This is a genomic window from Chroococcidiopsis sp. CCNUC1 (assembly GCF_023546805.1).
GTDB lineage: Bacteria > Cyanobacteriota > Cyanobacteriia > Cyanobacteriales > Chroococcidiopsidaceae > Chroococcidiopsis > Chroococcidiopsis thermalis.
Window position 1 is genome coordinate 5,639,132 of sequence record NZ_CP097480.1, and the last position, 18,632, is coordinate 5,657,763.

Consider the following 18,632-nt stretch of genomic DNA (forward strand, 5'->3'; position numbering starts at 1 on the left):
AGGCAGAAATTTCAGACCGAGATGGGTTTCTGTGTTTATTTTTCCCCTTTTTTGCTGATTCTTAACTTTTGCGCTGACAAATTTAAGACATTCACCTAAAAAGGTAGCCGCAGCCAGCGACTCAGGGTATTGTAAAGGCGATCGCGCCACGTTGGAGTATCCCACTTACCATGCTGAGCGTATCGCTCTACTAGCTGTCTGCCCAGAGGCGTGAGCCGAAAACTATCTGTGATTCCCTGTCCGTCTACCTCGCGCCGCAATACACCGACTTGAATCAGCCAAAAGAGTTCGTTGTCTACTGCAAGTTCTGTTAAAGGACGCTGAGTATAGCCTTTTTCCATGCCAGAACTGCCCGCGATCGCCATAACTGGTACGCTTTGAGCTATCATTGCCTGAAATAAGTGTAAGTTAAAGCTAGAACAAATCAGCGCCCGACGCGCCCGCTCTAAGGTACGGTTGGGATAGAAAAATGGTTTAGTGTTGCTAGTATTCGCATGAGTCATTTTGGTATTTGTACCTTACAGTCACTCTGCCTGAAAAACGATTTTTGAAACTTCTAAATATCTTAATTATTACAGGTATTGGTCATTTGTCATTGATAATGACCCATAAAATAAGGTGGGCAATGCCCACCCTACATCGAATTCTTAATTCCTCTCTATTGTCCGGCTTTTGCCATATCTCCTCGTTTAAAGCCCACACCGTTTGTAACTTTACCAGTGGCAAATCCCTGACCGACTTCTGTTAATTCAATCGTGCCAATTGGCGAAGTTAAGGCGCGCAGAGTCTTACCAGTTTCAGGATCTTTAATTTCTTTGGCTACTCGCTCGATTGAGATTTTCATCCCGGTTTTTAAACCTGCTTCCTGTCCTTTGTTAATCGTGACTAAATTATTAGTGACATCAGCTACTACAGCATTAACATTTGGTGTAAACGAAGCTGCTGTCGTAACTTTGGCAGCAGAGGCAACAATTTCTCGCGTAATTTCACTCACAGCAAGTTCTGCGGCTGCACTCAATAAAGTTTCAGGATCGGCATTTTTCGACTCGTGATAAATACCACCCACATTTAAAGCTTTGCTTTTTTTATCAACTTCTCCTTTACCTTGAGTTGCAGCGAGAATTTCTGCGGTCGTCGTGCTGACGAGCCTAGCATCAATTTGCACGATCGCCCGACTTTTTTGTTTCGCCGAACAAACTCCAAAAACGCAAAAGCCGTTACCAGAATTATTTTCTTCAATATTAAATTGAGTTACCGCACCAATTACGACAGCATCAACTCCCAAAACCCTACCAATTTGAGCAGCGGTTTCTGGATTTATCCGTCCCGAAGCACCTAAGTCTTGTTCTTGTAAAATAGCGTCAATTTTACTACGCTCGATAACACTATAAGAACCATCTTTAACTAATGCATTTGCGATCAAATTACTCACTCCTTGGGCTGGGCTAGCACCACCAAAGATATTTGCAAAATTAACACTGCCAGTATCGGCAAAATCAAAATCTAGGACAGCAACTCGCTGGCGTTGAGGTGCTTGGGTTTGGCTATTTTCAGTCAGAATAGGAGTTTGAGCATTAACTATAGGTATCAGCAGAGATAAATTAGCCGTACTCAATAAACTAAAAAGACATAACAAATTCAGCGAACGAGTCGCTAATTTTACATGAGTTTGCATATTTTTTCGATTAGCAATAAAACTGTGGCAAAAAAATATCCTAGTTAACTGTAGAACCTACTATTTTGCAGATATCTTACAGATGGATAATCGCGATTATATCCAGGCGATCGCTGTTTTTACCGTAGTATATCTACTTAAAGTTTAAGTATTCAAATCTATGAATAATGCATTAAGAGCAATTGGCATTGTTATCTCTACTGTATAAATTTGTATTTCAGATCCAGCCATGTGTCAGCAGATAAACGCAGACGAGTGCCATGTGGTTCGGGCTAACTCAGTCAAATTTTTGCAAAGCTATAGCAAAGATACTGAAGTTTGTTGCTACAGTAAAATTAAATAGTTTGTCAGTAATCTCCGTCCAGGAAGCAGGCAATGAGTAAAGATATCCGCGTTGCTGCAACTTCAAAAATTTGGGCTTTCGCTACGGGAATGCTAGCAATTTGCATTCCACTTTCTAGCGTAACTAGGAGTGGTCCTATTTTACCGCTAGCCGCGATCGCCGGAGCTGCCACAGGTACGTACTTTGTCTGGCGCGATGATAAGCAGTCTCAATCGCTAGCAAATAGCGATCCAAAACAACTTGAGCAACGCATTGCAAATTTAGAAACAATTGTCAGCGATCGCGAGTTTGAATTAGAGCGGAAAATAAAACAATTAGAATCAAAGGATTAAGTCAAAAGTCAAAAGTCAAAAGTCAAAAGTCAAATTCCATTCTTTGATAACTGATAACTGATAACTGACTATCCCCCTAGAGCAATATCTAAAAACATCATTACCACAAAACCTAACATGACACCGATAGTTCCTTCGGTTTCTAATCCTTTACGGTGCGATTCGGGGATAATATCGTCGCTGATTACGAATAGCATTGCTCCTGCTGCAAACGCCATTGCCCAAGGTAAAATAAACTGAGCTATACTTGCTACGCCAGCACCCACTAACCCGCCCAAAGGCTCTACTAAACCCGTAAGCAGAGAAATTCCCAAAGCATAGCTAGTAGAATATCTTTCTGAGATTAATGATAGAGCTACTACTAAACCTTCGGGCATATTTTGTAAGCCAATACCTAAAGCAACGGGTAGCCCTTGTTCGATATTTCCACTCCCAAAATTGACTCCTACAGCCAATCCTTCAGGAAAGTTATGAATTGTAATCGCGGTAATAAATAACCAAATTTGTTTAAGACTTTTACCTCGACAATTTTCTCGTCCTTTAAAAAAATGTTCGTGCGGTAAAGCATGGTGGGCAACTTGTAAGAACAATCCACCCAACAAAATTCCTACAACCATAATTAGAGCAGCGATCGCTCTGGAATAACCAATTTTTTCTGCTGCTTCTGTACCTGGAACGATCAGAGAAAAAGCTGTAGCTGCTAACATAACTCCACCACCAAACCCCAACATGATTCCCTGGATTCTCTGGGTCAAATTGATTGGTAGTAAGATTGGTAAAGCTCCAACAAAAGTTGCTAGTCCAGCGAGTAGGCTAGCAAGAAATCCGACAAGAACAACGTTCATAAATTGCGATCGCGGTAGTGATAGTAATAGTGAAATAGCAACTTAAATAGATGCTGCTTGGGTTTACATCTGTAAAAAGATATTTCCTGAAAATCAAGTATATCATACTCGTTATGAGTACGCATTATTAATGTGCGTACACTTTGAGGGCGCACGATTGTACGCCTTCTCAGAATGGATATGGTATGCTGCCCTGAATCACCAAAGAAAAGGAATCAAGCGGCTACTAGACTCTTGATACGCTGCATACTCGCTATACTTGCCAGACATGGTTTGTTCTCTTTGAGAGATGCGCTGGAGATAGAGGAGGGTAATAGTTCCTGGTACGAGATAAGCCCATAAAGAACCTGCGACAACGCTGAAACTGAGATAGCGTAGCAAGTCACCGAAGTAGTTAATATTGCGAGAGAATCTCCAAACTCCATCCTGCACTAAACCCGCCCCGTATTGCTTAGCAGTTAGTTTTTGTACGTCAGCAGTGGTATTAATTAGAGTCCCGAAGATGTAAAGTGGTATGGCGATCGCGATCGCGAGTGCAGAAATAGGTGCGGGGTTGGTAAATGCCAAATATCCAGGTAAGGTATAGAATACTCCGACAAATATCAAAGTGAAGCTAAAACCTCCTACTCCTATGGGTTCGTTAAATATCTGTCGTCGGTTAGGAAAGAACCACTGTTCTAGCAACCACCACAGACAATAGCTAACGTGCAAACAAAGATAAATAACTTGGCGTAAGTCGGATATCCCAAAAACGATTGCACAAATTGCCAAGCAAAAAACTGTCAGCACCTTAGCTGCATTAATTGCTGTTAGTTGAGTTATGGCACTCGCTCCCGCATCAGATGTATTCTGCATCATAACTGACAAACTTCTCTTAACATTTCTTAATTGTAGCTGGGAATTCTATTCTAAAATTTGTCTCGCGCAAAGACGCAAAGGCGCAAAGGGTGCTTAGCGTCTCTGCGTCTTTGCGTGACATTTTTCTCAAGATTTACTGCTACTGGCGAATGATGCGGCGCAATTGATTTGCTTCTTCCCAACTTCTTTCAACTCCACCTTGGGCAATATCTTTGACGTAATTAATTTTGACTTCTTCGAGTAAGTCTACAAATAATGACTTGAGTGCTTGCAAGTTGTGTTGTTTTTTGACTTCTGTTTCTAGGGCAATGCTAAAGTTTTGAATTAAGTGACTCGATTTTTCTATAACTATAGGATCTTCTAATAAATTGGTCAAAGTTGTGTAAGTAGATTGGGAAATATCGTTAGCTAATTTGGATGAAACTTGACGAGGTAGAGTGTCCATACCTGGTAAATGCTGTATTTGCTGGTACATTTGAGTTTTCTTAATGGCATTTTCGATACTGTAGTGGAGTAATGATTCAATCTCAGTTTGGACTTTGGGAATAACTTGATAAATTGTCATTCGCAGTAAGCGATTAGCAATTTCTTGCACTTCATTAGTGTTATTAATATTGATATAGGGTTGATAACGTCCCGTTCTTAATAACCACTCAGCTGCATCACCTCGTTCGATAGAGTCTTGCATTTGATCGATTAACCGCACGCCAACAATTTCTGTCATTTCTTCAGCGAAATTAGTGACGAAATCATATTTAATTTGCTTGCGAACAGGTTCGAGATTTAATAATTGTGCTTGATAAAGCTGTATCGTTACTGGAATTACCCTCAGCCAGCGCCAAAATGGTAAGAGGAGAAATAAATCGTACCAACGCCTTAGCAGTGCCTCTAGCCAATTTAAATCTGGTCTTTGACGGCTGATAATGAAAGTACGGATGAGAATTTCTAAGCCAAAAAAAGCGATAAAAGGTAAGTCAATTAACCAAAAGCGATCGATGAATTTACCTTGAGTATTAATTCCACGATAGTAGTTAGTTTCTATGAGTGGCTGAAGATTTGTTGTAAAGAAATCTAATTCTCGCTCCCAGCCTGCGCGATTGAGATAAGCCTGACTCCAAAAAGTATCGAAGGCTTGATGAGCTGAGTTAATATGAACGCGATCGCGGACTTGATTTTTGATATTTTCTAAATGTCCGGTTTTCTGGGCGATCGCAAAAGGATTATCTTCGATTAACTCATTGCTAAGTTGCCGCATTTGAGCTAATAGATTCTCGACTTCTGGTGACTGAATACCCGTCTGCTCAATTTCTTGTTTGATTTGTTGAAATTGAGCCAGATATCGGGTTGTTTCTCGATGGGGTTCGATACCTTTAATCGGATCGTACTGCTGAACAATTTGAGGAAGTTTTTCAAAATAAAAGTCGCGCCAAGGAATATATGATAAATCGAACAAGACAAGGAAGAAATTCAGTAAAACCACAAGAGCAACTAATCTTTCCAGCCAGAGAAAGCGCCGTACTGGACGAAATGCTATTTGAGTTTGTTGCACAGATGACATATTCATTTCAACCAAATTTTGCTCGCACCAAGAATGCGATCGCAGTTAAGGAGCGATAACAGCAAATAGTATCACCAATTGCTGTTAGTCAAAGCCGCGATCGCCTCTTCTTTTGCCTTAGCTTCAATTTCAATCCAGGGTGCTTCTCGGTAGATACTGGGCATGACGGTAATAAATTCGCTATGCTGTCTATCACTGAAAGCTGCTTCACCGTTAGAAATGTGGACGAGTTGCCACTCTGGATTTTTCCACGTCGATCTAGCAGCATAAAACATCTCGGCTACGGAGGGACGATCGTAGCTTTCTAGTTTCTCATGACAGATGTGATGGTGAGCGTCAAAAACCATTGGGACTTTTGCCTGCTGACAAACAGCTAAGATTTCCTCAGCACTGTAGGCATATTCGTCATTTTCAAAAGTGAGGCGGCTTTTAATTGCTTCTGGAAGGCGATTGACAACTTGCACCAATTGCGACGTTCTCTGAGCTTTGCCTCCGTGAATATTCATGCACGCCCAAGCCGAGCGCGGTAAACTGAGCAAGTCCATAATTTGGGCATGTTGTGTCAAAATTTTGATACTGTTTTCCACGACTTGTGGCGAGTCAGAACTTAATACCACAAATTGATCGGGATGGAGTACCATGCGGATGCCCAGTTGTTGCGATCGCCTTCCCACTGCTGCTAAATCAGCAGCCATTTCTGCTAAGATGTTCTGTCCGATGCCGTCTTCCATGTCACTTAGGGGAAATAAACCCGAAGGCATTCGATAGAGGAAGATTTGGTTTGCTTGACAAAAAGATATTGCCGCATCCAAGCGAGTTAAATTGCTCAAATAAAGCTCTCGTAAGGCAGTTTCCCGTTCTGCTGCACTTAACTTGAGGTAGCGCGTCCGCGTCATGGTACGATAGCGGACTGCTTTAGAAACGGTGATACAAACTAAACCCAATTTAGAGCGATCGCCCGTGCGAGATAATAATTTTGTACTGCTTGGCTCAGTAATCATACACATAAAGACAGTAGTTGGCTAACAAGTGCGATCGCCACCACAGATAAACTTAGCAATCAAAGACAAATTTAATCTGCCAAATCTAAAATCACATCTATCAAGAGGTGAGAGGTAATGGGTAATGGGTAATGGGTAGTTGGTGGTTGACAGTTCTTGCTCCTCTGCCCCTTGTCTCCCTTGTCTCCCTTGTCTCCCTTGTCTCCCTTGTCTCCCTTGTCTTCCTTGTCTCCCTTGTCTCCCTTGTCCTCCGACTCCCGTACCGACTTATCTTTTCGTTAATGTCGAACCCGTGCGTCCTGTCAGTACCCAAAGCAAAGCTCTACCTCCGTCGCGGATGGTTTTGTTGTAGGGTTCTGGCGATCGCTGCGAGGGAACGGAAATTGGGGTAAAATCAATCCCACGACTACCTAAGACAATTTGACCGATTGTTTCGGCACGGCGCATATGATAGTCAGACGTGATCAGGTAGATCTTCTTGATGCCCCGCTTTTGAAACTCGCCGACTAAGGTAGTAAAGTTTGTGACCGTATCTACTGCCTGGTAGTCTAAATGCAAACGACTGCGATCGACACCAGCTTGGGTAAATAAATTACGGGCGTATTCTTTCGGACTACCACCGGAAACCCAAATTGGTAAATCTGGCTTGTTCTGTGCAAATTCGATTGCGAACTTCTCTCGTTGGACGGAACCGCCGAGAACGAGAATTGCTTGATATGGCTCTAACTGGCTTTTCACCTCCTGATATCCCAGCCACAATAAGGTAGGCAGTAGTAGCATCAGCCAACACCAACCCCTACGCCCAGATTTTCGCGGTTTGACCCGTCGATAACGTCGCTTTTTCAGAACTTTAGCAGAGCTTCAGCGCAACAACACGAATATCTAGGGTAGCAGGCAACTGAGCGGCATGGCTGAGGTCAAGATAAATTTAATGTTTTTGAAGAAAATTGCTTTCGGCAATCTGATGGGGTCAGATAATACTGGCTTCTTGCTATAACTCAACCTTTCTGTGTATTTTATGAAACAGTTAAAGATGAAAAAATACGCAGATGGCAAAGCTTTCAGATGAAACTTTAGGTACCATTTTTACTCTACAAAGACAGTTAGTGGAAGGGATGGATGAGGCAGCAGCAACAGAATCAAGGCTCTTTGAACAGTTTGGTGAAACAGAAGAAACGCTTCCAGTATTAGAACAACTCCTGAATGTGAGAGAACGCCTACTAGCTCCTTATTCTCGTCTGAGTGCGCTCTTACCTAGAATTTCCGAATATCAACCGACTGCTCCTACAGATGTGGTAAATTTACTGTATCAAAACATCGAGCAAGCCCAAGCTGCCCGCGATGCTTCAATTGCAAGTATTAGAGAAGCTAAGAGGGACTTTGACCTACATGAGTAAACCTAAAAAAATTCCCGATCCAGACAAAGTTAAGCGTACCGTCGAACAATTACGTGACAGTAATCGACAACTCGAATTTGTAACTTTGGCACTGGATGAATTGATTGCTAGAGTTGATAACGATTTGCGCCATCAGCGCCGAACTCGGCTTCAGGGTAGAAATTACAAGTTCTAAATTACAAGTTCTAGATTACAATTTATAAAAATTCATGCTTTTCTCAAGCTACTTGAGTTGAACTGATAAAAGCTAGGGAAGTTAAGCACAATGAAAGCAGCAAAATTATCGTTGGCGACTATCTTATCCACGACTGCGATCGCGGGTGGAGTTTTATTTTCTTCTGTCGATCCAGCTCAATCTTATCCTTGCAGCAGATATCGGAACAGCTACACGACGCAATCAATTGATTGGTGGCGTTCTCCTTGGGTAGCAGTTTTGACTATTCCTGGAATTGCTCTAGGAGTAACTCTTTATAGGCGCGGTCGTTCGTATCAGAATTAGCGACGTGTAATTTCCTCCATATTATGCCTAATTTATTGGGGCGCACAGCTGTGCGCCCCTACAAGTGTGTATGCATCAACTTACCTCCGATCTCTCACTTCTTACGTCTGTTTGCGGTAAAGTTTAACTAATCAAATTTACAGAGAAACACTCGCTTTTGTGGCAATTGATACCACTTAGTATGAGCGTGCATCGTAAAAAAACAGAGAAGAGTAGGACAAATCTATTTATGTTCAAAAGGAGTGTACTGCTAGTGGGTGTTGCGCTGGTAGCAACTCCTTTAACTGCTTGCAGCCAATTTTATTCCCAGTCACCACAGCCACAGGGAACCGCTCAAACAGGAAGTAGCCCAGCCGCAGGGGGAGGAGGGGGTACATTAGATGCAGCTAAGTCTCGCGGCAGGCTGGCGTGCGGTGTCAGTGGTACTTTACCAGGGTTTAGCTACGTAGACCAAGCAGGTAAGTATTCTGGACTCGATGTGGATATCTGTCGGGCGATCGCAGCGGCTTTATTTGACGATCCGAATGCTGTCGATTTCCGCAATCTGAACGCAAAAGAGAGATTCACTGCCCTGCAAGCAGGAGAAGTCGATATTCTCAGTCGCAATACGACTTGGACGATGAGTCGCGATACTTCGGTAGGGCTGGAGTTTCTTCCCGTGACGTTTTATGACGGTCAGGGCGTAATGGTGAAGAAATCTGCTGGGACAAAAGACTTGAAGGGTTTGCAAGGCAAAGCTGTTTGCATGGAGACGGGAACTACTACCGAGCAAAACTTTGCCGACCAAATGCGCAAAATTGGAGTGAAATACACGCCCCTAGTATTTGAAGATGCTAATGCCGTTTACGCAGCATACGAACAAGGTCGGTGTCAGGCTGTGAGTACCGATCGCTCTGGATTGGTATCCCGTCGAACAACGCTGAAAAATCCGCAAGATAATATTATTCTAGATGCGCTTTTATCCAAAGAACCACTAACACCAGCCGTGAAAAACGGAGACTCCCGCTGGTTTGATGCGGTTAAGTGGACGATCTTTGGCTTAATTGAAGCCGAAGAACTGGGGATTAATTCTCAAAACATCGACCAATTCGCCAAAAGCCAAGACCCAGTTGTCAAAAGATTGCTAGGCACGGAAGGGAATTTAGGTCAAGGTGCGGGTTTACCGAATGATTTTGTTGCCCGTGCAGTGAGGAAAGTCGGCAACTACGGCGAGATTTACAACCGTAATCTCGGACCTGGCACGCCATTCAATTTACCACGCGGTCAGAACGATATCTGGGAGAAAGGTGGTTTACACTACGCTCCACCGTTCAGGTAACATTTGTCAGGGAGCAGGGAGCAGTCACTTTTGATGTCTGACTTCTGGCTTTTGGTTTTTGACTTGTAACTTTTGACTTTTGACTTACCAATTACCAATTACCACTACATGAAGTTGCAGAAACTATTACGAGACGATCGCTTCTGGCAGATTGCCGGACAGGCGATCGCGGTTTTGTTGGTGGTAATTTTTGTTGCTCTGATTTGGGATAATCTCACTTATAATCTGCGGCAATTAGGCATTCAGTTAGGATTTGATTTTTTGGGAGTGCAAGCCTCCTTTGATATTGGCGAAAGCATCATTCCCTACGATCCGTCTAATAGCTATAGTCGGGCAATATTTGTCGGATTGCTTAATTCATTGCGTGTGGTAGCAATCGGTCTAGTTTTAGCTACTATTTTTGGATTGGTCTTTGGTATTGCCCAACTTTCAGATAACTGGTTGGTACGACGTATTGCTATTTCTTATGTAGAAATCTTCCGCAATGTACCTCTACTATTGCAACTATTTTTTTGGTACTTTGCCGTTTTTATCAACCTACCAGGAATTGAAAATCCTATTACTCTTCTTGGTTCTACTTACCTGACGGGACAAGGCGTGTTTTTTCCGTGGCTGGAAATTGGGTCGGGGGGAGGCATTTGGTTGGTGTTACTGCTGGCGGGAATTGTTGGGGCGATCGCCTTGTGGCGCTGGCGGGGGCGCGTCATGGTAGAACGAGGACAGGCAGGACATCAAATTTGGTATGCTTTGGGTTCGATTTTAGGGGCTATCGTTATCGCTTTTGTCTTGACCCGCAATATTCCCTTTCGGTTGAGTATTCCGCAAGTTACGCAGGGACAGATTGAGGGTGGATTGCGTCTGTCGCCAGAGTTTTGCGCCCTCCTTGCTGGACTGGTGATTTATACGAGTAGTTATATTGCTGAAATTGTGCGGGCGGGGATTCTAGCCGTACCAAAAGGGCAATGGGAAGCAGCTCGTGCTTTGGGACTGAAGCCGAATCGGATCATGCAAATGGTGATTTTACCGCAAGCATTGCGCGTAATCATACCACCCTTGACGAGTCACTACCTCAACTTAGCGAAAAACTCCAGTTTGGCGATCGCAGTTGGTTTTCCCGATGTTTATTTTGTTGCTTCCACCACGTTTAATCAGACGGGACGGGCTGTGGAAGTGATGTTGCTAATTATGATTACCTATCTAACTACAAGCTTAACCATCTCTCTCATCATGAATTTATACAACCGCACTGTGCAAATTAAGGAGAGATAGACCCTTGCAAATCCAATCGTCTGCGCCTCCTACCCCACCCACATCTCCCCTGAACTGGGTACAGAACAATTTGTTCAGTACTTGGTACAACAGTATTCTGACAATTGTTTGCTTAGCAGTCATTATTTGGGGACTGAGTAACTTTATTAGTTGGGCATTAACCGCAGCACAGTGGGGGGTCGTGGGTGCAAACTTGCAGCTCTTTTTTGTCGGTCGATTTCCTCCGGAATTGTATTGGCGGGTGTGGACGGCGCTGGGGCTGATTATCGGTTTAGCAGGGCTTTGTTGGGGTTATATTGTCAGAAACTCTCCCATATTTAGTCGGACAATTTTATTTGTTTTAGGGGTAATGATTGCAGCTATTGTACTGCTACCTTTAGAACTGAGTGCGCGTCTATGGATATTAGCGATCGCCATTATTGCTATAGTTGGCTACGCAGTTGGACGCAAATTACCTACTAGTATTAGCCCTTGGCTAACACCAGCTTGGGGATTAGTATTTATCGTCAATATTTGGTTAATTGGAGGTGGTTTAGGTTTAGCTTCAGTCCCAACAAATGTATGGTCGGGGCTATTACTAACCCTACTCACAGCAATTTGCGGGATCGTACTGTCGTTTCCCTTTGGCGTTTTACTCGCCCTCGGTCGCCAAAGTCCGTTACCTATAGTCCGGATCTTATCGATTCTCTACATTGAAGTCGTGCGCGGGTTGCCATTAATTGGCATTTTATTCTTAGCCCAGGTAATGTTACCGTTATTTCTCCCGCCTAACTTCCGCAATTTAGATCGCGTACTACGGGCGATCGCTGGACTAGTATTATTTAGTGCAGCGTATTTAGCAGAAAATATCCGTGGTGGATTACAAGCTATACCTAGAGGACAATACGAAGCCGCTAAAGCCTTGGGTTTAAGTTCGCCTTTAGTTGTGTTACTGATCGTATTACCCCAGGCACTTAAAGCCGTAATTCCCGCGATCGTCGGTCAATTTATTGGTTTATTTAAAGATACATCTCTACTAGCTCTATTTGGTTTACTAGAATTAACCGGAATCTCTCGCTCGATTTTGGCACAACCCCAATTTCTCGGACGTTATGCCGAAGTTTATTTATTCATTGGCTTACTCTACTGGCTCTTTTGTTATGGAATGTCTACTGCAAGTCGCTATTTAGAACGGAAATTAAATGTTAGTAACTAACAGGTAATGGGTAATGGGTAAAGTCAAAAGTCAAAAGCTAAAAGTCAAAAATTACCAACTACCAACTACCAATTACCAACTATCAATTACCAACTACCAATGACAAATGACAATTCACAACCAATGATTATTGCTGAGAACGTCCATAAGTGGTATAGCAGCAATAAATTTTACGTCCTGCGTGGGGTTAGCCTTACCGTGAATCGGGGGGAGGTGGTGGTGGTGATGGGTCCCTCTGGTTCGGGTAAATCTACGTTTATTCGCACGTTTAATGCTTTAGAAGATTACCAACAAGGGCGAATTGAAGTTGATGGAATTGCCCTAACTCACGATTTGCGTAACATAGATGCAATTCGTAAAGAAGTGGGAATGGTGTTTCAGCAATTTAATTTGTTTCCTCACCTTACCGTACTACAAAACGTAACTCTTTCACCGATTTGGGTACGCCGCTGGAAAAAGCAAAAAGCGGAAGAAGTCGCCATGCAACTGTTGGAAAGGGTAGGAATTTTAGAACAAGCGCAAAAGTACCCAGGACAACTTTCTGGCGGACAACAACAACGGGTAGCGATCGCCCGGGCATTAGCAATGCAGCCTAAAATTATGTTATTTGACGAACCTACATCAGCCCTCGATCCAGAAATGGTACGAGAAGTGTTAGATGTGATGAGGAGTCTAGCGCGATCGGGGATGACAATGGTAGTCGTGACGCACGAAGTTGGGTTTGCCCGCGAAGTTGCCGATCGCATCGTTTTAATGGATGGTGGAATGTTAGTCGAACAAGCCCCACCCCAAGAATTTTTTCAAAACCCCAAAGAAGAACGGACGCGCAAGTTTTTATCGCAAATTTTGTAAGCGTAAATTTTGTAAAAGAGGGAATCGTAGGGGCGGGTTTACCGAAGGGTTGATACTGACAGATATTTCGGATAAACTTGCCCGTACAGGAGTAGGGAGTCGTTATCGGATTCGATTAAACTCGTTGTTTCAATTCAAGATCGGCTGTTTGAAATAAGTTTTTTGTTTCTACTTTGGTAGTCATTGCTGACAACAGAGTGAAGTTATTTAACTGTTGTAAATCCAAAGCGATCGCTAAATTGTTATAGCCTGCTTCGATTAGATTGTCTATGGCTTTTTGAAGCAGTTCTACACTTCCTTCTGCTAAAACAGCTTTGAAGTAGGCACTAGCCTCAGATGGTTCTTTTAAAGACTCAATTAGGTAACTGTGGTAGCTAATATTTTTCGGCATTTTATCTGTTTCCATAGTCCGTCCAATATTGAATAGCTTGGGGGATGTCTTTTTCTTGAGTACTCTTATCTCCTTCACATAAAAGTAGAATCAACGTCGTTCCTACTTGTCCAAAATAAACTCTATAACCAGAACCATAATCTATTTTCAACTCACACACGCCTTTCCCAACTGCTTTATAGTCCCCAAGATTAGCAGTTTCAACGCGATCGAGCCTTGCTTTAATTTTAGCTCTAGCGTTACTGTCTCGTAGAGACTCTAACCATTCTATGAAAGGATATTTCCCATCTGGAGTTGCATAAACTTGAATTTCTCTAGGAGAGGCTTCTGGCATTATTATCTGTAAAAAAGCTATTTTCTTCGATTGAGACGTAATATGAACTCTATTATCGTATTCGGTAGTATCAATATCGATCTAGTTAGTAAAACACCCAGATTACCTTTACCTGGAGAAACTCTGACGGGACATAGTTTTGTCACCGCGCCAGGGGAAAAGGCGCAAATCAAGCAGTTGCGATTGCCAAATTGGGCGTTCCCTCATACATGGTAGGGCGTGTTGGCGGAGATAATTTCGGTCGGGAATTATTAGCAAGTTTGCAAGCGGCGGGAGTACGAACTGAAAATGTATTGGTGGATGAAAGTATCAGTTCTGGAGTCGCTGCGATCGCGGTTGATGACAATGGTGAAAACCAAATTATCATAACTCCTGGGGCAAATGGACGAGTCGATGAGACAGATGTAGAACGTCTCCAGAGTGTATTAAAGATCCTTTCTCGCCCCCCTTCCCAAAGGGAGGGAACAAGTAGCCCCCCTTCCCAAAGGGAGGGAACAAATAGCCCCCCTTCCCAAGGGGAGTTAGAAAAATCTATTAGCCCCCCTTCCCAAGGGGGGTTGGGGGGATCGATCCTACTCCTCCAACTAGAAATTCCCCTCAGCGCCGTTATTGCAGCCGCCCAAGTTGCAAAAGCAGCCGGAATTCAAGTCATTCTCGATCCTGCACCAGCCCAAAATTTACCAGATGAACTTTATCCCTTGATCGATATCATCACCCCAAACGAAACAGAAGCAGGGCGATTAGTTGGCTTTACTGTAGATGGACGAGAAACTGCAACCGCAGCAGCACGGGCTTTGTTACAAAAAGGTGTGGGTAATGCGATCGTCAAACTTGGTGCTAGGGGTGTCATCTGTGCGACTCAAGCAGAAACATTTTTTACTCCCGCCTTCTCCGTCACGGCTGTAGATACGGTAGCCGCAGGAGATGCCTTCAATGGTGGTTTAGCTGCGGCACTAGTAGAAGGACTACCCTTGAGACAAGCAGTAGTATGGGGTGCAGCGGCGGGCGCTTTAGCTGCAACCAAGCCAGGGGCGCAGTCTGCAATGTGCGATCGCCCTACTTTGGAGGCATTAATGGCAACTGGATCGTAAACGTTGCTCCTTGTCCCACGCCAAGACTGGCAGCGTGAATTGTACCACCATGCAATTCTACGATGTGACGGGCGATCGCCAATCCCAGTCCCAATCCTCCTTGCTTATTAGGACTCTGGGCTTGACGAAAGCGATCGAAGACGTGGGGCAAAAACTCAGGACTGATACCATTGCCCGTATCGATAACTTGAATTTGGGCGTAGTTGGTAGTTGATAATTGGTAATTGGTAGTTGGTAATTGGTGGTTGTGACTACTAGTTAATAACGATAACTGGACTTCGATTTTGCCACCTTCTGGGGTAAATTTAATTGCGTTTGAGAGTAAGTTACCCAAGACTTGTTGCAAGCGATCGCGATCGCCAGAGATTGGAATTCGGAATTCGGAATTCGGAATTCGGAATTCTAAATGAATCTGCTTGGCGCTAGCAGCAAGAAAAGTAGTTTCAACCGACTCTTCTACAAGGGAAACTAAATCGAACTGACTCTCTTGGAGTTCTAGTTTGCCGCGAATCATGCGCGACACGTCTAACAGATCTTCGAGCAATTTTGCTTGAGATTGGGCGTTACGCTCGATCGCGTCTAAGGCGCGGGCAGTGGTTTCAGCATTCACCTGACGAGTCCTCAGCAGTTTTGCCCAACCCAGAATCGCATTCAGGGGAGAGCGCAAATCGTGAGATACCATTGCCACAAACTCATCTTTAGCACGGTTAGCAGCTTCAGCTTCTCTCTGTGCTTGCTGAGCTAGTTCCAGCATACGAGCGTTTTCTACTTCGCTGTGTTTGCAATCGGTAATATCTAAATCAACTCCTGTCATACGGACGGCTTTACCCGTTCGATCGTAGAAAACCTGTCCTTTGCTCTGCGCCCAACGAACTGTACCATTAGGAAAAACAACTCGAAATTCGATGTTGTAGTCTGCTCCCGTATTGACGGCGCTGTCAATTGCCTCTAGCACGCGATCGCGATCTTCTGGGTGCAGTCGCGATTCAAACATTTCGTAAGAACCGTCAAACTCCCCTGGAGTTAAGCCAAACATGGCTTCCATGTTGTCAGACCAAGTGATGCTACCAGTTGAAATGTCCCAATCCCAACTTCCCATCTGAGTTGTGGCAAAAGCCAGCCGCAATCGTTCTTCACTGTTGCGCAGGGCAATCTCGGCTCGTTTGCGATCGCTGAGATCTACGATAAAGGCAATATGTTCTTCTACCTCACCTTGCAAGCGCGTAGCACTAATTAAAATTGGTAGGCGCGTCCCATCTTTGCGAATAACTTCTTTCTCTATTGCTTTGATGCTGCCAGTCAATTCTAGCTGCTCCATTGCCTGCCGATCTATCTCGGCATACTCTGGCGGACTCATATCCCGCCAACTCAGTTTAGAATTGCGAAACTCGTCGCGGGTATAACCCAGGATCGACAACAGCGTATCGTTCATCTCTAAAACATCACCATTAGATGAACCAAAGCCAATGCCAATTTGAGATGTTTCTAGCGTGCGTTGGATACGTTCTTGACTGCGACGTAGTTCTATCTCTACCTGCTTGCGTGCGGTAATGTCTTGAGCCGTACCGAGAATTTGCTGAACCGAACCATCGCTGTTTCTGGTAAACACGCTTTCTCGGCTGCACAGCCACCGCCATTCACCGTTAGCGTGCTGCATTCGGTACTCGAATTCCAGAACTTCACGATCTCCAACTCCATCGAATCTTTGTAAGTGTGCGGGCAATAAAGCAAGGTCTTCAGGGTGCATCAGGCTTTGCAATCCCACCGTTCCGAGTTGGCAAATTGCTTCTGGCGTATACCCAAGCACTTCAGTAACTTGTCGATTTATATAGACATTTCGCCGCTCTTTTAAATCGTGAATATATAAAATGTCAGGGATAGTCACGGCAATTTGCTCGATCAAATGCCGAGTCTCTCGCAATATCATTTCTGCTTGCTTGCGATCGCTTATGTTGCGTTGAATGGCGACAAAATGGGTGTACTGCCCTGCGGCATCCGCTATGGGTGTAATGCTAATCTCTACCCAAAATTCCGAGCCATCCTTACAATAATTGATCAGTTCTTCTTGTACTGGCTTTTTGGCTTGTAAGGCATCCCGAATACGCTTGAGTGCTGCTTTATCGGTTTTAGCACCTTGGAGAAAACGCGGCGATCTGCCTACAACTTCTTCACAGGTATAGCCAGTTAAGTCAGTGAATGCTTGATTCACATATACGATTCGCGGTCCTGGCTCCTCTAAAGGAGCGATCGCGGTTATGATGACGGCATCGTTAGCATTGACAACGACAGATTCTAGTAATCGCAAACGTTCTTCAGAGCGTTTGCGATCGGTGATATCTCGCCAAGAAGCCACAAAACCATCGCCCAATTTATTTGCTCGGATATCAAAGGCTCTGGTTAAATATTCTTGGTTAAATCTATCTGAGTAAATTAAGTCTTCTTTTGTCAGAGGTACGCCTGTCTCTACCACCCGACAATATTCATTAAATAATCCAGTCTCTCGATGAAAAGGCAAAATTTCACAGAGTTTTTTACCAATTTGTTCTGCTGCTGTCATGCGGTTATTAGTACAAGCTGCCGCATTCACGTACTCGACAATAAAATCTACAATTTTACCCGATTCATCACGCAAGCATTTGTAGATGCCAAAGCAATCGAGCATGTTTTCAATTGAAGTGCGAAATCTGTCTTCGCTTTGTTCTAATTGCTGTTGTAGGCGATCGCGTTCTAAAATATTATGAATTGCTAAACGAAGATTTTCTGACGTGGTTTTTCCTTTTACCAAATAGTCAGCCGCACCACTTTTCATTGCTTGCACGGCAACATCTTCATTTCCTCGTCCCGTCAACATAATTACAGGTAATTGCATTTTACCAAATTGAGTTTTTAACTCGCATAAAAACTCAATACCGTCAATATCAGGGAGGTGAAAGTCTAACAAAATAGCATCTGGCTGTACTAGTTTGCATACTTCTAGTCCATTCTCACCATAATCTGTTTCTAAAAATATGTAATGGTAGCGCTCGTCAGTAAGTAAGAAGCGACGGTATGTTTCTCGATCTTCAGGAGAATCATCAACGATGAGAACTGTTCTCTCAAAACTCATCAATACCTCCTCCTATGAGGTAGAATCACGACTTCAAACCAATATTGAATGAGAATTTGAATCGTATGCATTAATTTTTTCACATCCATTGGTTTAATGATGTAGCCATTCACGCCATAGCGATAACAGACCTCCACGTCTTTTGGATTAGAAGATGTTGTAAATACTACAATAGGAATTATTTTTAACTCCTCGTCTTGCTTGATCTGTTCTAGTACTTCCCGTCCATCTGTACCTGGTAGATTTAAATCAAGGACGATAATTGCTGGACGAAGTACTCGCTCTAGATCGGCGTACTCGCCATCATGATATAAATAGTCTAATGCATCGTCACCATCAATACAGCGATGAATAGGATTGATAACGGATAACTGCCGCATTATCCGCCCGAAAGCTTCAAAATCTTCATCGCTATCTTCAATTAACAGCAATGGTTGGGTCGATTTACTAGTCATACGTTCAACTTGAGTTGCTAATTTGAAAGAAGTGACCATTATTTCGTACCATTTTTGTCATTTGTCACTGGAAGCTAATAACTGATAACTGATAACTGATAACTGAAATACGT

At 43.5% G+C, this 18,632-nt stretch carries 22 protein-coding genes; 10 read left to right on the forward strand and 12 right to left on the reverse strand.

The features are described from left to right. Window positions 1-95 precede the first annotated feature (95 nt). Both M5J74_RS26080 and M5J74_RS26085 read right to left on the reverse strand, forming a co-directional pair. Window positions 96-503, reverse strand: a complete 408-nt coding sequence (locus tag M5J74_RS26080; protein WP_106171661.1) for an Npun_F0494 family protein — start codon at window positions 501-503, stop codon at window positions 96-98. Window positions 504-658: 155 nt separating this feature from the next. Beyond that, window positions 659-1,675, reverse strand: a complete 1,017-nt coding sequence (locus tag M5J74_RS26085) for a CsgG/HfaB family protein (RefSeq protein ID WP_127023120.1) — start codon at window positions 1,673-1,675, stop codon at window positions 659-661. Between the two features lie 375 nt (window positions 1,676-2,050). Between M5J74_RS26085 and M5J74_RS26090 the strand changes: the two genes are divergently transcribed. Continuing rightward, window positions 2,051-2,350, forward strand: coding sequence for a hypothetical protein (locus M5J74_RS26090; RefSeq protein WP_015157444.1), 300 nt, complete (start codon window positions 2,051-2,053; stop codon window positions 2,348-2,350). A gap of 68 nt (window positions 2,351-2,418) precedes the next feature. Here M5J74_RS26090 and M5J74_RS26095 read toward each other — a convergent pair whose 3' ends face one another. The 6 genes from M5J74_RS26095 to M5J74_RS26120 form a co-directional block, all read right to left on the reverse strand. Beyond that, window positions 2,419-3,195: a ZIP family metal transporter gene (locus tag M5J74_RS26095; RefSeq protein ID WP_015157443.1), complete on the reverse strand. Its 777-nt coding sequence runs from the start codon at window positions 3,193-3,195 to the stop codon at window positions 2,419-2,421. 198 nt (window positions 3,196-3,393) lie between these two features. Then, window positions 3,394-4,050 carry a DUF1295 domain-containing protein gene (locus tag M5J74_RS26100; RefSeq protein ID WP_041463587.1) on the reverse strand — a complete coding sequence of 219 codons (657 nt, stop codon included), beginning with the start codon at window positions 4,048-4,050 and terminating at the stop codon, window positions 3,394-3,396. A gap of 142 nt (window positions 4,051-4,192) precedes the next feature. Continuing rightward, a complete protein-coding gene (locus tag M5J74_RS26105; protein WP_250014117.1) occupies window positions 4,193-5,617 on the reverse strand; it encodes a hypothetical protein in 1,425 nt (474 codons plus the stop codon). Between the two features lie 65 nt (window positions 5,618-5,682). Beyond that, window positions 5,683-6,612, reverse strand: a complete 930-nt coding sequence (gene uvsE, locus M5J74_RS26110; protein WP_250014118.1) for a UV DNA damage repair endonuclease UvsE — start codon at window positions 6,610-6,612, stop codon at window positions 5,683-5,685. Window positions 6,613-6,712: 100 nt separating this feature from the next. Next, a complete protein-coding gene (locus tag M5J74_RS26115) occupies window positions 6,713-6,925 on the reverse strand; it encodes a hypothetical protein (RefSeq protein WP_250014120.1) in 213 nt (70 codons plus the stop codon). Further along, window positions 6,880-7,392, reverse strand: a complete 513-nt coding sequence (locus M5J74_RS26120; RefSeq protein WP_015157439.1) for a YdcF family protein — start codon at window positions 7,390-7,392, stop codon at window positions 6,880-6,882. Before M5J74_RS26120 ends, M5J74_RS26115 begins: the two co-directional genes overlap by 46 nt. Before the next feature lie 269 nt (window positions 7,393-7,661). Between M5J74_RS26120 and M5J74_RS26125 the strand changes: the two genes are divergently transcribed. The 7 genes from M5J74_RS26125 (at window position 7,662) to M5J74_RS26155 (ending at window position 13,142) form a co-directional block, all read left to right on the forward strand. Next, on the forward strand, window positions 7,662-8,009 hold the full coding sequence (locus M5J74_RS26125) for a hypothetical protein (RefSeq protein ID WP_106167934.1): 348 nt from the start codon (window positions 7,662-7,664) through the stop codon (window positions 8,007-8,009). Continuing rightward, window positions 8,002-8,184: a hypothetical protein gene (locus M5J74_RS26130; RefSeq protein ID WP_250014122.1), complete on the forward strand. Its 183-nt coding sequence runs from the start codon at window positions 8,002-8,004 to the stop codon at window positions 8,182-8,184. Before M5J74_RS26125 ends, M5J74_RS26130 begins: the two co-directional genes overlap by 8 nt. Before the next feature lie 90 nt (window positions 8,185-8,274). After that, window positions 8,275-8,508: a hypothetical protein gene (locus M5J74_RS26135; protein WP_015157436.1), complete on the forward strand. Its 234-nt coding sequence runs from the start codon at window positions 8,275-8,277 to the stop codon at window positions 8,506-8,508. A gap of 229 nt (window positions 8,509-8,737) precedes the next feature. Beyond that, a complete protein-coding gene (locus tag M5J74_RS26140; RefSeq protein WP_106217675.1) occupies window positions 8,738-9,826 on the forward strand; it encodes an amino acid ABC transporter substrate-binding protein in 1,089 nt (362 codons plus the stop codon). Window positions 9,827-9,934: 108 nt separating this feature from the next. Then, entirely contained in the window at window positions 9,935-11,095 is a 1,161-nt protein-coding gene (locus M5J74_RS26145; protein WP_106167936.1) for an amino acid ABC transporter permease, read from the forward strand. Window positions 11,096-11,099: 4 nt separating this feature from the next. Next, window positions 11,100-12,290, forward strand: a complete 1,191-nt coding sequence (locus tag M5J74_RS26150) for an amino acid ABC transporter permease (RefSeq protein WP_250014124.1) — start codon at window positions 11,100-11,102, stop codon at window positions 12,288-12,290. A gap of 99 nt (window positions 12,291-12,389) precedes the next feature. Then, window positions 12,390-13,142 carry an amino acid ABC transporter ATP-binding protein gene (locus tag M5J74_RS26155; protein ID WP_015157432.1) on the forward strand — a complete coding sequence of 251 codons (753 nt, stop codon included), beginning with the start codon at window positions 12,390-12,392 and terminating at the stop codon, window positions 13,140-13,142. 115 nt (window positions 13,143-13,257) lie between these two features. On the opposite strand, the gene M5J74_RS26160 is transcribed toward M5J74_RS26155, so the two are convergent. Next, window positions 13,258-13,548 (reverse strand): transcriptional regulator, encoded by a 291-nt coding sequence (locus M5J74_RS26160; RefSeq protein WP_106167938.1) that lies wholly within the window; start codon window positions 13,546-13,548, stop codon window positions 13,258-13,260. Next, window positions 13,535-13,867 (reverse strand): type II toxin-antitoxin system RelE/ParE family toxin, encoded by a 333-nt coding sequence (locus tag M5J74_RS26165; protein ID WP_015157430.1) that lies wholly within the window; start codon window positions 13,865-13,867, stop codon window positions 13,535-13,537. The genes M5J74_RS26160 and M5J74_RS26165 overlap by 14 nt, the downstream gene beginning before the upstream one ends. A 42-nt stretch (window positions 13,868-13,909) precedes the next feature. Between M5J74_RS26165 and M5J74_RS26170 the strand changes: the two genes are divergently transcribed. Continuing rightward, window positions 13,910-14,083, forward strand: coding sequence for a hypothetical protein (locus M5J74_RS26170; protein ID WP_250014126.1), 174 nt, complete (start codon window positions 13,910-13,912; stop codon window positions 14,081-14,083). Further along, a complete protein-coding gene (locus tag M5J74_RS26175; RefSeq protein WP_250014128.1) occupies window positions 14,077-14,958 on the forward strand; it encodes a PfkB family carbohydrate kinase in 882 nt (293 codons plus the stop codon). The genes M5J74_RS26170 and M5J74_RS26175 overlap by 7 nt, the downstream gene beginning before the upstream one ends. On the opposite strand, the gene M5J74_RS26180 is transcribed toward M5J74_RS26175, so the two are convergent. Beyond that, complete coding sequence (locus M5J74_RS26180) at window positions 14,924-18,064, reverse strand: PAS domain S-box protein (RefSeq protein WP_250014130.1); 3,141 nt, start codon at window positions 18,062-18,064, stop codon at window positions 14,924-14,926. The two genes, M5J74_RS26175 and M5J74_RS26180, sit on opposite strands and share 35 nt — an antisense overlap. Then, on the reverse strand, window positions 18,064-18,519 hold the full coding sequence (locus M5J74_RS26185; protein WP_106167942.1) for a response regulator: 456 nt from the start codon (window positions 18,517-18,519) through the stop codon (window positions 18,064-18,066). Before M5J74_RS26185 ends, M5J74_RS26180 begins: the two co-directional genes overlap by 1 nt. Window positions 18,520-18,632 lie beyond the last annotated feature (113 nt).